The organism is Enterococcus sp. DIV1767, assembly GCF_050542585.1.
In the GTDB taxonomy this organism is placed as follows: domain Bacteria; phylum Bacillota; class Bacilli; order Lactobacillales; family Enterococcaceae; genus Enterococcus_D; species Enterococcus_D innesii.
Genome location: NZ_CP172936.1, coordinates 2,623,708 through 2,636,981, shown reverse-complemented (window position 1 = coordinate 2,636,981; position 13,274 = coordinate 2,623,708). Strand labels below are relative to the sequence as shown.

The 13,274-nt window shown below is 43.9% G+C and carries 16 protein-coding genes; 14 read left to right on the top strand and 2 right to left on the bottom strand.

Annotation, left to right across the window (positions count from 1 at the left end; translation table 11 throughout):
- The first annotated feature begins 1 nt into the window (after position 1).
- From IGI78_RS12445 to IGI78_RS12380, 14 genes are all read left to right on the top strand, one after another.
- Positions 2-832 carry a TIGR03943 family putative permease subunit gene (locus tag IGI78_RS12445; RefSeq protein WP_195266582.1) on the top strand — a complete coding sequence of 277 codons (831 nt, stop codon included), beginning with the start codon at positions 2-4 and terminating at the stop codon, positions 830-832.
- A 145-nt stretch (positions 833-977) separates the two neighbouring features.
- Positions 978-1,244, top strand: coding sequence for an IreB family regulatory phosphoprotein (locus tag IGI78_RS12440; RefSeq protein WP_005228556.1), 267 nt, complete (start codon positions 978-980; stop codon positions 1,242-1,244).
- The gene (ruvX, locus tag IGI78_RS12435; RefSeq protein ID WP_005234242.1) at positions 1,244-1,675 is read left to right on the top strand and encodes a Holliday junction resolvase RuvX; all 432 of its coding nucleotides are present in this window, start codon (positions 1,244-1,246) and stop codon (positions 1,673-1,675) included. Before IGI78_RS12440 ends, ruvX begins: the two co-directional genes overlap by 1 nt.
- Before the next feature lie 22 nt (positions 1,676-1,697).
- Positions 1,698-2,015, top strand: coding sequence for a DUF1292 domain-containing protein (locus IGI78_RS12430; protein WP_005228559.1), 318 nt, complete (start codon positions 1,698-1,700; stop codon positions 2,013-2,015).
- A gap of 106 nt (positions 2,016-2,121) precedes the next feature.
- On the top strand, positions 2,122-2,541 hold the full coding sequence (locus tag IGI78_RS12425) for an NUDIX hydrolase (RefSeq protein ID WP_195266584.1): 420 nt from the start codon (positions 2,122-2,124) through the stop codon (positions 2,539-2,541).
- 146 nt (positions 2,542-2,687) lie between these two features.
- Positions 2,688-3,791 (top strand): alpha-hydroxy-acid oxidizing protein, encoded by a 1,104-nt coding sequence (locus IGI78_RS12420; protein WP_010749842.1) that lies wholly within the window; start codon positions 2,688-2,690, stop codon positions 3,789-3,791.
- A 175-nt stretch (positions 3,792-3,966) separates the two neighbouring features.
- A complete protein-coding gene (locus tag IGI78_RS12415) occupies positions 3,967-4,593 on the top strand; it encodes a glycosyltransferase family 32 protein (protein WP_010749841.1) in 627 nt (208 codons plus the stop codon).
- 113 nt (positions 4,594-4,706) lie between these two features.
- A complete protein-coding gene (locus IGI78_RS12410) occupies positions 4,707-5,216 on the top strand; it encodes a GNAT family N-acetyltransferase (protein WP_430618047.1) in 510 nt (169 codons plus the stop codon).
- Positions 5,217-5,337: 121 nt separating this feature from the next.
- On the top strand, positions 5,338-6,180 hold the full coding sequence (locus tag IGI78_RS12405) for a DUF368 domain-containing protein (protein ID WP_077451846.1): 843 nt from the start codon (positions 5,338-5,340) through the stop codon (positions 6,178-6,180).
- Positions 6,181-6,439: 259 nt separating this feature from the next.
- The gene (locus IGI78_RS12400; protein ID WP_195266586.1) at positions 6,440-7,891 is read left to right on the top strand and encodes an amidase; all 1,452 of its coding nucleotides are present in this window, start codon (positions 6,440-6,442) and stop codon (positions 7,889-7,891) included.
- A gap of 12 nt (positions 7,892-7,903) precedes the next feature.
- Entirely contained in the window at positions 7,904-8,755 is an 852-nt protein-coding gene (locus IGI78_RS12395) for a transporter substrate-binding domain-containing protein (RefSeq protein WP_015510211.1), read from the top strand.
- Positions 8,755-9,435 (top strand): amino acid ABC transporter permease, encoded by a 681-nt coding sequence (locus IGI78_RS12390; RefSeq protein WP_086291881.1) that lies wholly within the window; start codon positions 8,755-8,757, stop codon positions 9,433-9,435. The genes IGI78_RS12395 and IGI78_RS12390 overlap by 1 nt, the downstream gene beginning before the upstream one ends.
- A gap of 276 nt (positions 9,436-9,711) precedes the next feature.
- On the top strand, positions 9,712-10,350 hold the full coding sequence (locus tag IGI78_RS12385; RefSeq protein ID WP_081117521.1) for a GyrI-like domain-containing protein: 639 nt from the start codon (positions 9,712-9,714) through the stop codon (positions 10,348-10,350).
- The gene (locus IGI78_RS12380) at positions 10,347-11,291 is read left to right on the top strand and encodes an ROK family protein (protein WP_195266588.1); all 945 of its coding nucleotides are present in this window, start codon (positions 10,347-10,349) and stop codon (positions 11,289-11,291) included. Before IGI78_RS12385 ends, IGI78_RS12380 begins: the two co-directional genes overlap by 4 nt.
- Positions 11,292-11,337: 46 nt before the next feature.
- Here IGI78_RS12380 and IGI78_RS12375 read toward each other — a convergent pair whose 3' ends face one another.
- Positions 11,338-12,537 (bottom strand): AI-2E family transporter, encoded by a 1,200-nt coding sequence (locus IGI78_RS12375; protein ID WP_060792815.1) that lies wholly within the window; start codon positions 12,535-12,537, stop codon positions 11,338-11,340.
- 203 nt (positions 12,538-12,740) lie between these two features.
- Entirely contained in the window at positions 12,741-13,109 is a 369-nt protein-coding gene (locus tag IGI78_RS12370) for a PaaI family thioesterase (RefSeq protein ID WP_005234285.1), read from the bottom strand.
- Positions 13,110-13,274: the final 165 nt, after the last annotated feature.

Genomic DNA, 13,274 nt, shown 5'->3' with positions numbered 1-13,274 from the left:
AATGATTCGTTTTTTGATCTTATCAGGCTATTTTGAATTAATGATGTATTTGCAAGTGACGGGCAAACTCAATCAGTTTATCAACATTCATTATCGCTATCTCGCTATTTTATCTATGATCATTTCTTTATTGTTGGCTTTGGTCCAGCTGTACTTTTGGGTCAAACAAGAGCCCGATCATCATCATGACGACGAGCACCAGCATGGATTAGAGAAAAAATACCAACGAGTGATTGCGTATTTTCTATTAGCCTTACCGATCATCGTGGGGCTCTTTTTCCCCACCGTTAGCTTGGATACGACGATCGTTGAAGCAAAAGGGTTTAATTTCCCCCTAAGTGAAGAATCTGTAGGGGATCCAGAAATGACGACCCAATATCTGAAACCCGATACAAGTCTTTATTTTAACAAAGAAGATTATGACACTCAGATGGATGCCGCATTGGCACGTTACGCCAAAGATGAGACGATTGCGGTAACGGAAGAAAATTACTTGGAAGTCATGGAGTTGATCTATACGTACCCGAGTGAATTCATTGGTAAGAAAATCACCTATGATGGATTTGTGTACCATGCAGATCAAGATGATGCCAATGAAATCTTTTTGTTTCGTTTTGGCATTATCCATTGTGTGGCTGATTCAGGCGTTTTTGGCTTGCGAGTGGAATTACCTCAACAAACAACGGCAGAAAATAACCAGTGGCTCCACGTGGAAGGGACGATCCAATCGAAGTACTATCAACCCTTCAAACGGGACTTGCCGATGGTGGTAGCAGACCAAGAGAAGACGATTGAAGCACCAGAAAATCAGTATGTCTATCGCGCTTTCTAGCTTTTTTTAAGAAAGTTCATAAAAACATCATAAACCTTTGTTATAATGGAGAAAATCTAAGCATATGTTTGTAGTTTTATCAAACGTTTAGTACAATATAGAAGGAACATATGCTAAAATCTATACAAAAGAGAGGTGTCGTGAAATGGGTTTTACAGATGAAACAGTTCGCTTTGATTTTGATGATAGCCGTAAAAAAGAAGTCAGCGAAACATTAGCTATCGTCTACCGAGCATTAGAGGAAAAAGGATACAATCCGATCAATCAAATCGTCGGTTATCTCCTTTCTGGCGACCCGGCTTACATTCCTCGTTATCGGGATGCCCGGAATTTGATTCGTCGTCACGAACGGGATGAGATCATGGAAGTTCTGATCCGTTATTATTTAGGCAATCACGGGATCAACCTATAATGAGAATCATGGGATTGGATGTTGGTTCGCGGACAGTTGGCGTGGCGGTCAGTGACCCAATGGGCTGGACAGCACAAGGGATTGAGATTATTCGCATCAATGAAGATGAAGGCAATTTCGGTTATGATCGACTTGCTGAATTGGTGAAAGAATATGAAGTCTCACGTTTTGTGGTAGGACTACCTAAAAATATGAATAATACGATCGGACCTAGAGCGGAAGCTTCTATGGCTTACGGCGCAGCGATCGAACAGCAATTCGGTTTGCCGGTCGTTTACCAAGACGAACGTCTGACGACCGTTCAAGCAGAACGAATGCTGGTAGAACAGGCGAATACCTCGCGTGCCAAACGAAAAAAAGTGATTGATAAATTAGCAGCAGTCATGATTTTGCAGAATTATTTAGATGGTGCTGGGAAACAGCTGTTTTAATTTACAGAAAAGAGGAAAATAAATGTCAGAACATACACACGATCATAACCACGATCACGATCATGAAGGACATGAACACATTACTTTAATCGATGATCAAGGAAATGAAACATTATACGAAATTCTATTAACGGTTGACGGTACGGAAGAATTCGGCCGCAACTACGTCTTGCTTTATCCAGCAGGCGTACCAGAAGAAGAAGATGTTGAATTACAAGCGTACGCTTATATTGAAAACGAAGACGGTTCTGAAGGTGAATTAGAACAGATCGAAACAGAAGCAGAATGGGATATGATTGAAGAAGTCTTCAACACATTCATGGCGGAAGAAGAAGAGTAATAAGCTGCAAGTGCTGGCCCTTTTCATAAGGGATCAGCACTTTTTTTGATTTTTAACGACTGTTTATTATAGAAGCAAGCCTGCTTTTTTGAAAGGAATGAGTAAAATGAATCACGTAACGATTTTTGAGCTTGAAAAGATCGCAGAAGAGCAGCTAGTTTTTGCGGTGATCATCAGCAAGTATCAAGAAAAGCTCGTCTATGTCAAACACAAAGAACGAGACACATTAGAAATACCCGGAGGTAAGCGAGAACTAGGAGAAAGCATCACAGAGTGTGCCGCCCGTGAATTAAAAGAAGAAACAGGCGCTAAGCACTTTATTCTAGAGCCGTTATTTATCTATGGGGTAGAAAAAGACGGGGAGACCGATTACGGCTTGGTGTTTGAAGCCCAGATCACGGACTTGCAGGATGAATTGACCTCAGAGATCGAAGCAATCTATGTAATGGCAGAGCCGCCTACCAGCTGGACATATCCAACGATTCAGCCGTTGTTATTGGCAGAATATGTTAAACGAGCAAAATAATAATTCAGCCAGCTCAATGGAGGGCTGTCTTGAGTGGGAAAGTAAAAGAAGCTTATTTGACAGAGTGAGCGAATGAGTTGCGTGATCCTACAATCAGGCGTAGGATGAGAATGTAAACGTTATCTTATTGGAGAGTAGGGAAAGGCATGGAAAAAATTTATCAAGCAAGTACAGCAGAAGGAGCAATTGATTTTATCAATATGCGCGATTTGGAGATCGCGGCAGAGGAAGTGATTCCTAAAGGTGGGTATGGCTATATCAGCAGTGGTGCGGGGGATATTTTTACCTATCAAGAAAATGAACGCGCCTTCAATCACAAATTGATCATTCCTCATGTCTTAAAGGACATTGAATTACCGGACACAACGTTGTCCTTTGGCGGTGATACGTTGTCAGCGCCAATCATTATGGCGCCTGTGGCTGCCCACGGCTTAGCAAATGTTGCGGCAGAACAAGCGTCAGCCAAAGGTGTTTCACGTTTTGGCACGATCTATACGGCGAGTTCGTATGCCTCTTGTACGTTGGAAGAAATCCGAGCAGCTGGTGGCCAAGAAGCGCCGCAGTGGTTCCAATTTTATATGAGTAAAGACGATGGCATCAATAAAGACATCTTGGCGATGGCAAAACGCAATGGCGCCAAAGCGATCGTTTTGACCGCAGATGCAACTGTTGGGGGCAATCGAGAAACGGATCGCCGCAATGGCTTCACCTTTCCGTTGGCAATGCCGATCGTTCAGGCCTATCAATCAGGGATCGGACAAACGATGGATGCCGTTTACGGCTCCTCAAAACAAAAATTAAGTCCCCAGGATGTCGCTTTTATCGCCAAAGAATCTGACTTGCCAGTTTATGTCAAAGGGGTGCAATCAGAAGAAGATGTGGAACGAGCTTTAGGGGCAGGTGCACAAGGGATTTGGGTCTCAAATCACGGGGGACGCCAATTGGATGGTGGCCCAGCTTCCTTTGATTCCTTACAGATCGTGGCTGAAGCAGTGGCAGGTCGGGCGCCGATCGTCTTTGATAGCGGGGTACGGCGTGGACAGCATGTCTTTAAAGCGATTGCTTGCGGAGCAGATCTAGTGGCGATCGGCCGCCCAGTGATCTATGGGTTGGCTCTAGGTGGTGCTACCGGTGTTCAACAAGTCTTTGATTTCTTCAAAAAAGAATTGGAGATGGTCATGCAGCTTGCGGGGACGCAAACGGTGGCAGATATCAAAAAAGCCGTTTTACGGGACAATCGTTATTTATAAGCAATCCCTCAAAAAGCACTCGAGTCGTTGACTCAGGTGCTTTTTCAATGATCCTTTCTGATCCTGAAGAGCAGAGGAAACAGTTCTTTTCGCCGTAAAAAGTGTATATGATTTTGAAACAATTGCAAAATCCGCTACACTTAAAAGAAACCAATAAACTAAAGGAGAGAGATTGATGATTCCAAAAATTATTCATTATTGCTGGTTTGGCGGCAATCCATTAGGTGAACAAGAAAAGAAATACATGGATACCTGGAAAAAATATTGTCCGGATTATGAGATCAAACGTTGGGATGAATCAACGATCGACCTTTCAAAATTCGGTCCTTATCTAAAAGAGGCCTATGACCAAGAAGAATGGGCATTTGTGTCAGATGTGGTTCGTTTGTATGCGTTAGTGACAGAAGGCGGTATTTATATGGATACCGATATCGAGGTGGTCAAACCTTTAGATGAGCTCTTGACACTGGAGGCATTTATGGGCTTTGAGATCGAAACCAAGATTTCTACTGGGATCATTGGAGCGGTGCCGCACCATCCCTTTATGGAAGAATGGTACCACGATTACGATGACCGAAAATTTGTCCGGGCAGAAAAAACGGAAGATGTCGTCACCAATGTGATCCGAGTGACGGAACTGCTGCAAAACCACGGATTAGAATTGAATAATCAACGACAAACCGTTAAAGGCGTAGAAATCTTCCCGCAAATGACGTTTTCACCAAAAAGCTATATCACTGGTGAGGTCGAGGAAGATCCGAGTACGATGGTGATCCATCAGTTTTCTGGGTCTTGGTTATAAAAGAGTAAGTCTATGAAAGGACGGACAGTGGGGAAAGCTGTCGGTCCTTTTTGCTTTTGCAAGGGATAATGGAGATGTGATAGAATAGCTTGAAAAAATGAGGAGGCGTTTTGATGGCTATCAAACGATGTACTTTGGCAGATTTAGAAGAATTGGGAGAAATCAGCGTATCCACCTATTACGATACATTTGCTCCTTTCAATACGGAGGAAAATACCCGCATCTATCTAGAAGAAGCCTACAATCTGCCGAAACTGACCCGAGAGTTAGAAAATCCGCAATCGGCGTTTTATTTTTTACAAGAAAATGATCAAACCGTAGGATATATCAAACTTAACTGGGGTGAGGCACAGACGGAAGCAATCGCCCCAGAGGGGTTGGAAATTGAACGAATCTATATCAAAAAAGAACATAAGCGCAGGGGCTATGGCAAAACACTGCTGCTGTTTGCCCAAGAGACCGCCAAAGAGCTGCAGGAAAAGTCGATCTGGTTAGGCGTTTGGGAATTCAACGACAATGCGTTGGCTTTTTATCAAACGATGGGCTTTGAAAGAGTTGGCAGTCATTCCTTTTTTATGGGGGATGATGAGCAGACGGATTTCTTGATGCTGAAAGAGCTTTGAGTGCCGCCTTGTATGAGGAATTAGAAATTACTTTCCATTTTTTTGGCAATCAAGTATAGTTAAAGGGATTGATGAAAAAAGAACGATTGGTGAAAACCATCGCTAAGGAGAGCAATTGTAAATGGAAAAACAGAGAAACGAAAGTATTTTGTCACGTTTTTTTAAAGGCGTGGTGATTGCCCTGGGCTTTATCTTGCCTGGTGTTTCAGGAGGCGTATTGGCAGCCATCTTAGGCATTTATGAGCGGATGCTGCGCTTTATGGCACATCTGACGAAGAATTTTAAAGAGAATTTCCTCTTTTTCCTACCAGTAGGGATTGGGGGAATCGTAGGGATCGGTCTTTTATCGAAGCCATTAGAGTGGCTGCTGCAAAATTATCAAATCATCGTTTTGTGGGGCTTTGCGGGGGCAATTATTGGGACATTACCGGCACTTGCCAAAGAATCGACTTTAAAAAGCAAACGAACAACCGGTGATTTGATTTGGTTCTTCGGCAGTATGGTCATCGGCTTCTTGTTCCTCTATTTTATGGGCGATATCTTAGGAACGATCCCTGCCAATTTCATAGGTTTTGTGATCGCCGGCGGTCTGATCGCGTTAGGTGTTTTGGTTCCCGGCTTGAGTCCTTCAAACCTTTTGCTCGTTCTGGGCCTTTATGATCCGATGTTGAAAGGCTTTAAGAGCTTTGACATCATGGGTGTCTTTCTACCGATCGCCATTGGCGGCTTGGCAGTGATGCTGTTGTTTTCGAAATTGATGGAGTGGCTATTGACCCATTATCATTCAAAAGTCTATCACTTCATTTTAGGGATCGTTATTGCCTCAACGGGTTTGATCGTGATTCCTCCTGTGGCAAACTATAGCGGCTTTACTTGGATAACGGCCGTCATCGGAATTATCTTGTTTGTCTTGGGGGCTTGGTTAGGTCTTTGGATGAGCAAGCTGGAAGAAAAATACAAGTAAATCAAAACGGCACATCGTTTGGCGATGTGCCGTTTTTGTTAGGTAATGATGAGGGCAGCTAAGAAGAAGCGCTGGTCGACAGCTGGTAGTAAAAAGATGGGAACATTTGAGAACGATATGATACAGGTTTGGAAACTGTTCTATTTTTGTTGAAAGATTTCCTAGTGTTTGGTATATTGTAGTCTATATAAAGAAGAATTTTTCATGTGTTACAGTTTAGATAATTGTTTGAGGTTTTTGAGGGAAAGGAGGGACAAGCATGCAAGATGCGACCTATTGGGCGGAACAATTTCGGCAAGGACAAATTAGCTTTGCCGAGCGGGTGGCGATGATCGAAGAAAAAGTCAATCAACAAAATCCGCTTTTGAATGCGCTTGTAACATTTGATCCGCAAGCAGCGATTCAGCATTACGAGCAGCATCTTCAAAAAACGGTTTTTGGTGGACAACCCATGCCATTAAAAATACTCGGCCAAAACAAAGCAGGGTGGCCAGCAACATCAGGAGCCAAACTGTTTGCAAAAGCACGGGCCAGTCGCACGGCTCATTTTGTCTCTCGTTTAGAAGAGAAGGGCTTTGTGCCGTTAGGGCAAACCAATGCACCAGAATTTGGATTCAAAAATATCACTGATCCAACATTGTATGGGCCTACACGTAATCCGTGGAATCCTGCCTATTCAGCTGGTGGTTCCAGTGGTGGTGCGGCAGCGGCAGTGGCTTCGGGGATGTTTCCGATTGCGGGTGCCAGTGATGGCGGCGGATCGATCCGCATTCCAGCATCCTTTAGCGGATTGATTGGTTTGAAGCCAACCCGTGGCACGATGCCAGTGGGTCCTAGTGAGTGGCGCAGCTGGCAAGGCGCTTCCATCAACTTTGCGTTGACGCTTTCTATGCGTGATACGGAACAGTTGTTTTATGCGTTGCGAACGTCACAGCCGACTGCCCCTTATCAGGCACCGCAAGTAGAATGGCATCATCAGCAAGCGAGTCAAAAACCGCGGTTGAAGGTTGCTTTTACTACCGCATCGCCGACCGGTGGCCAAGTGTCTGAAACTGCCATCCAAGCAGTCCGAAGTGCAGCCGCATTTTTAGAAAAGCAGGGGCACGAAGTCGTTGAAGTGGGCTATCCAGTGGATGGTCAGCAAATGATGACCACCTATTACGCCATGAATGGCGGCGAAACAGCTGCGATGTTTGCTGAAATCAATGCTGCTCGTCAAGAACCGGTCAGACGGGAAGAGATGGAATTGATGACCTGGGCACTTTACCAATATGGCAAAAAACTGCCTGCCGCCGATTACGTCCTTGCCTTGCAGTGGTGGGATCAGCTGGCAGAAAAAATGGAAGAAGTCTTTTCGACCTATGATCTCTTTTTAACACCGACGACGGCTTTTCCAGCCCCTTTGATTGAGGAAGACTTACAAAGCGATAGCATTCGCCAAAGACTGCATGAGATCGAGACGCTTGGAAAAAGTGCTGCGGGTGAGTTGATCGAAGAAATGTTTGCCAAGAGCTATGCTCTGACACCGTACACTCAATTAGCCAATTTAACCGGGCAGCCAGCCATCAGCTTGCCAACTGCTCTTAGTGAGGAAGGGTTGCCGCTAGGGATCCAATTTATGGCGTCTAAAGGCAGAGAAGATCTACTTTTCCAAGTCGGCTATTTATTTGAAACACAGCAACGATTTCTGTTGCCAAAACAAGGAAACTAAGAGGAGGATATTATGAAACAAGTTAGAAAAGGGAAAATCGTTGCAATGGTTGGCTTTTTAGGTTTATTTGCGGGAGTCTTGTTAAGTGCCTGCAGCAAGCCAACGGAAGAAGACACCAGTTTAAGCAAGGTGGAAGAAGCCAAAACATTGGTTGTTGCTACTTCGGGAACCTTGTATCCATCGTCTTACTATAACGATGAAAATGAATTAGTGGGCTATGATGTCGATGTGGCAAAAGAAGTCGCCAAACGATTAGGCGTAGAGATCACATTTAAAGAGTACAATGTCGATGGACAAGTTTCTTCTTTAACACGTGGAGAAGCCGATTTTGCTGCCAACGATTTTGGTTTGACGGATGAACGGGCGGAAAAATTCAGTCTCTCAACGCCTATTAAATACTCGTTCGATAGTATGATCGTGCGTAAAAGTGATGACTCTGGGATTGCTTCTTTAGAAGATTTGGATGGCAAAAAAGCTGCTGGTGAACCGAATACCAGCTACATGCGCTTAGCCGAATCCTATGGGGCAGAATTAGTGACTTACGACAACGCAACGAATGATCAGTATTTGACAGATGTTGCGAATGGTCGAACGGATGTGATCTTGAATGATTACTATTTGCAAAAAATGGCGGTTGCTGCTTTGCCAGATATCCCTGTTAAAATTTTAGAAGATGTCTACTTTAATCCGAATGAAACGGGCTTCTTATTTGTGAAAGATCATCAAGCATTGCAGGAAAAAGTGGATGCTGTTTTAGCAGAAATGAAAGAAGACGGCCGTTTAAAAGAACTTGCGGAAACGTATTTTCAAACCGATATTTCAGTAAAATCTGATCAAGCGATCCAAACGGTTGAAACAGACTAATGTATATTCCAACCCTTGATTTGCCGTTGATGTGGGACTCATTGCCCTATTTGCTGTCGGGCTTGTCCTATACGGTCGGTATTGCTGTCGTTTCTTTTCTAGGTGGCAACCTCTTAGGGATCATGCTCACCTTCTTAGGAATGCTGGAAAACCCCATCATTAGAGGGTTCGTGCGGGGCTACCTCTCATTTCTAAGAGGCGTCCCAGCGCTGGTCTTGTTGTTCCTACTGTATTTTGGCTTGCCCTATCAATTGTCGGCGCTTAGTGCTGCGATCATCTGTTTTACATTGACCAGCAGCGCATTTATCGGGGAAATCTACCGAGGATCAATTGCTGGTGTGGATCGTGGGCAATTTGATGCTGCCTATGCGTTAGGGTTATCATTTACGAAAACGATGCGTCTGATTATTTTACCGCAAGCCTTTCGTATTTCTGTACCGGCATTGAGTAATGTGGCAATGGATTTGTTGAAAGGGACGTCCTTGGCAGCAATGATCACGATTCCTGATATTTTTCAAAAAGCCAAGATCGTTGGCGGACGAACCTTTGATTACATGTCCATGTACGTGCTAGTTGCCGTTATCTATTGGCTGTTGTGCATTTTGATTGAAGCCGGGCAAAAGCGGTTAGAACAACATTTTTCAAAACGTTTTGCTGCTAATGAGACCGTAAGACAATAAAAAAGAGCCGAGGCTCGATCACTGCAGAAATCAATTTCTTCTGGAAATGTTTTCTGCAGTTTTTGTATTTGAAAAGATAAAAGAAAGGAGATTGTCATAATAAAACAATAAGCGAAAGCAAGGAAGATGTAGGGATTTCTGGAATGTCAAACTGGGTTCAGTATTAAAATGGTGCTACACCAATTATTTTCCTTCACTTAATCGGCCTATATTTCATTCGTTCGGCTCAAGTGATTCATGGTAAAATAAAGAAAAGCAAATCGAGGAGGGTCTTTTATGAAGTATGAATGGCGCAAACTAGAAAAAGAGCTTTATCTTCCCAAAAAACCAACAGTGATCGAGGTGCCAACGTATCAATTTATTAGTTTGAGCGGCAGCGGCAATCCGAATCGTCCTGAATTTAGCGAAGAGATCGCCGCTTTATATACGATTTCTTATTCACTCAGGATGGGATTGAAAAAAGGGGCTTTTGGCAATGAACCCTTTGAATACACGGTCTTTCCTTTGGAAGGCGTATGGACCTCGCTGACAAAGCCAGACGGTGCCGTTAACAAAGAAGAATTGATCTACAAAATCATGATTCGCCAACCAGAGCCCGTTACGGAAACACTGTTTCAAGAACAGCTCTTGGCCGTCAAAGAGAAGAAAGACAATCCAAATCTAGAAAAGCTCATCTTTGAGCGCTATGAAGAAGGATTGTGCCTGCAAGCGATGCATACAGGCTCTTTTGACACTGAAGCGGAAACCTTTGCGCAAATGAAGGAGCTGTTAAAACAAGAACAGTTAGTGATCCGTCCAACGATGGACACGTTCCAGCATCGAGAAATCTATTTGTCTGATCCGCGAAAAGTCTCACCAGATAAAGCCAAAACCGTCCTGCGATGGGCAGTAGAAGCAGAGGGTGGGATTCAGTGAATAAAAACTATTTAAGCATCGACATCGGTGGCACGAAAATCAAATCGGCTGTCATTGATCGCTCGGGGAATATTCTGACACGAGGACGGATGGATACGCCAAAAAATCTTGCGGAATTTTTGACGGGGATTGAAACGATCGTTGAGGACGTTCATGGAAGCATTCGGGGCATTGCGGTTAGTACCCCAGGAAAAGTCAACCCAGAGACAGGGACGATCTCGTTTGGCGGGGCATTGCCTTTTTTAGATGGGGTCTCCTTAAAACAGCTGCTGGCAAAGTATCAAGTGCCGCTTGCTGTGACCAACGATGGCAAGGCAGCCGCATTAGCTGAATGGTGGCTAGGAAACCTTAAACGGATTAAAAATGGGGCTGCCATAACATTAGGTACTGGTTTGGGCGGTGGCGTAATCGTTGAGGGAAAACTGATCCAAGGTGCACATTTTCAAGCCGGGGAGTTAAGTTTTCTACTAAATGCCACTAAGAGAAGCGATGCTCCAGAAAACGCTGAGCAACCAGCTAATCAGGGATTGACCCTGCAGCAATTGGCAGGTTTTAGCGGTTCAGCGGTCGCCATGATTCGCCGTAGCGCCCAACTGCTAGGCTTAGCTGATCTTGCGGATGGTGAAGCAGTTTTTGACGCGATCAATCAAAAAGAGCCACAGGTCTGGGCGCTGTTTACAGCGTATTGCCGAGAAATCGCGTGTGTCATACTCAATGTTCAAGCCGTGATTGACTTAGAGCGCTTCGTGATTGGTGGTGGCATCAGTGCCCAAGCGATCGTGGTGGAAGAAATCGACCGTCAGTATCAGCAACTGCTGGCTAGTTTACCGATTTTGCAGCAGACCTTGACGAAGCCGGAAATCCAAGCCTGCAAATTTCAAAATGACGCCAATTTATTAGGGGCGCTCTATCATTTCTTTTTGGAACATGAGCTGAAATAAAATAGACCAAAAAACTGCCGCGAACCAACGATTCGCGACAGTTTTTTTAGGCTTTTTTCTTGGTGTCTTTGTCTTCGTCACCTAGGTAATCTTTGCTAGTGAAGGCACTGTGGAAGTATTTGCCCTCTTGACCGTAATAGCGGTTATAGCGCTGCTTGAATTTGCGGAACACGTAAACGACAAGAACTTTTAGCAGACAATAAATTGGGATCCCGAAAATCACCCCAACGATCCCCATCAAATCACCCATCACTAATAAAACAACCAGAATCGTAATAGGATGAATTTTTAATCGGTCACCCATCACACGGGGCACGACTAAATCCCCATGAAGCAACTGTACAGCAAACCAAGCAATCAAAAATTTAACCAACATCCCGGTGGAGTCTTGTGCGGCAATGAAAAGTCCTGGGAAAAAGACGATAAAAGGACCAATATAGGGGATGATGCAAAGCAGACCAGCGGCGATCGCCAGAATACTGGCATACTCTAAGCCAATCAATAGGAAAACGACCCAATAGATCGCCCCTAAAATCAAGGAAGAAATGATTTGTCCTTTCAAAAAGGCACCGACTTGTATGTCAGAGATCTTGACGATTTCATTAAAGTCTTTGCGAAAACGCGGTGGCACTAATGAGAGAACTGAAAAATAAAACTTGTTGGGGTTGCGCAATAAGAAAAAGGCAATGATCGGTCCAGTAAACAAAGCAATGAACAAGGTCGAAATCGTTGAAAACAAACTGCTGAGCCCAGCAGCACCAGTTTCCCAATAGTCCCCAATAAAACTCATGATGTTGTTGGTGATATTTTGCAATGTGTCTGTAATTTGTGCCATCTCATCTTGAAACGGGGTATTTTCTAAAAAGGCGGTCGCGTTTTTCTCAAAGTCACTGACCAAACTCGGTAAACTGTTGATCAGATCGGTGGTTTGCTGCTCCAAAATCGGGTAAAGCTGGAAACCAGCAAAGACGATCAATAAAAGAATCAAAAGATAGATCCCAGCAATCGAAACACTGCGGGGAATTTTTTTCGATTCCAATTTATCGACCACCGGGTTAAACAGATAGTAAAGGATCAGCCCAAATAAAAAGGGTGGGATAATAGCTGTAAGTATGGCTGAAAAGGGTGTAAATAAAAAAGAAATCTGATTTAGCAAAAAGACAGCAACTGCCGACAAGATAATCAGTCCTAAGACATAATAGCTTGTTTTGCCACCTAAAAAGTGGATCAATCGGTTATTTTTCATAATAAACCTCGCTTTCTTAGCTACATTATAACGAAAGACCTCTATTCTGTAAAAAAACAACGTATCTTTTGAAAAAACACTGTCGCGCTTTTAGAATCCTCTTTACTGAAAGAAGCTCGTCCATAAGGAGTTGTCTGGTGAAACTCTTCTTAATAAAGCAGGCCAAAAATGCTCCCGTGTTTACAACACAGGAGCGAAAAGAATTATTTGCGCACTGTCGTCAAGGTACAGCGACCAACGGCAGTTTTTAACCCGCTAGCTAACCAAATAGTGGCTTGCCAAGTTTGGATACGGGCGCCGATGCGATCAGGACTAGCTTCTACGATCAGGGTTCCTTCTTGGGCGGCGGCTAGATGGTTGACTTGTAGGTCAACGCCGGCGGCGAAGGCTTCTTCTTGAGCCAAAGCTTGATTGGCACCGATGCTGCAGGCAGTCTCGATCAAAACGCCGTTAATGCCACCGTGAACGAGACCAAAAGGCTGTTTGTGCTGTTCTTTGATCGGCATTCGTAAACGAACAAAATCGGCTGTTGCTGCTTCTACTTCGATTTCTAAAGCTTCTAGTAAGTTCATTTTTTGCTCCTTTTTCTAAGAAAGTTACCATGATTATAGCACGAGTTTTGGTAGAAATAGCCGAAGTTCTAAGAAAGACAGCAACAGGTGGAGAAGTCTTAAGAAATTCCCTTAAACAAAGCAATTTCTAACGAAAAGCGACTAGATATGTGTATAATAGAGCTA

What these genes read in the sequence shown, in the direction of transcription:
- IGI78_RS12445 (WP_195266582.1), top strand. Translation starts at nt 2, where the DNA reads ATGATTCGTTTTTTGATCTTATCAGGCTATTTTGAATTAATGATGTAT.
- IGI78_RS12440 (WP_005228556.1), top strand. Translation starts at nt 978, where the DNA reads ATGGGTTTTACAGATGAAACAGTTCGCTTTGATTTTGATGATAGCCGT.
- ruvX (WP_005234242.1), top strand. Translation starts at nt 1,244, where the DNA reads ATGAGAATCATGGGATTGGATGTTGGTTCGCGGACAGTTGGCGTGGCG.
- IGI78_RS12430 (WP_005228559.1), top strand. Translation starts at nt 1,698, where the DNA reads ATGTCAGAACATACACACGATCATAACCACGATCACGATCATGAAGGA.
- IGI78_RS12425 (WP_195266584.1), top strand. Translation starts at nt 2,122, where the DNA reads ATGAATCACGTAACGATTTTTGAGCTTGAAAAGATCGCAGAAGAGCAG.
- IGI78_RS12420 (WP_010749842.1), top strand. Translation starts at nt 2,688, where the DNA reads ATGGAAAAAATTTATCAAGCAAGTACAGCAGAAGGAGCAATTGATTTT.
- IGI78_RS12415 (WP_010749841.1), top strand. Translation starts at nt 3,967, where the DNA reads ATGATTCCAAAAATTATTCATTATTGCTGGTTTGGCGGCAATCCATTA.
- IGI78_RS12410 (WP_430618047.1), top strand. Translation starts at nt 4,707, where the DNA reads ATGGCTATCAAACGATGTACTTTGGCAGATTTAGAAGAATTGGGAGAA.
- IGI78_RS12405 (WP_077451846.1), top strand. Translation starts at nt 5,338, where the DNA reads ATGGAAAAACAGAGAAACGAAAGTATTTTGTCACGTTTTTTTAAAGGC.
- IGI78_RS12400 (WP_195266586.1), top strand. Translation starts at nt 6,440, where the DNA reads ATGCAAGATGCGACCTATTGGGCGGAACAATTTCGGCAAGGACAAATT.
- IGI78_RS12395 (WP_015510211.1), top strand. Translation starts at nt 7,904, where the DNA reads ATGAAACAAGTTAGAAAAGGGAAAATCGTTGCAATGGTTGGCTTTTTA.
- IGI78_RS12390 (WP_086291881.1), top strand. Translation starts at nt 8,755, where the DNA reads ATGTATATTCCAACCCTTGATTTGCCGTTGATGTGGGACTCATTGCCC.
- IGI78_RS12385 (WP_081117521.1), top strand. Translation starts at nt 9,712, where the DNA reads ATGAAGTATGAATGGCGCAAACTAGAAAAAGAGCTTTATCTTCCCAAA.
- IGI78_RS12375 (WP_060792815.1), bottom strand. Translation starts at nt 12,537, where the DNA reads ATGAAAAATAACCGATTGATCCACTTTTTAGGTGGCAAAACAAGCTAT.
- IGI78_RS12370 (WP_005234285.1), bottom strand. Translation starts at nt 13,109, where the DNA reads ATGAACTTACTAGAAGCTTTAGAAATCGAAGTAGAAGCAGCAACAGCC.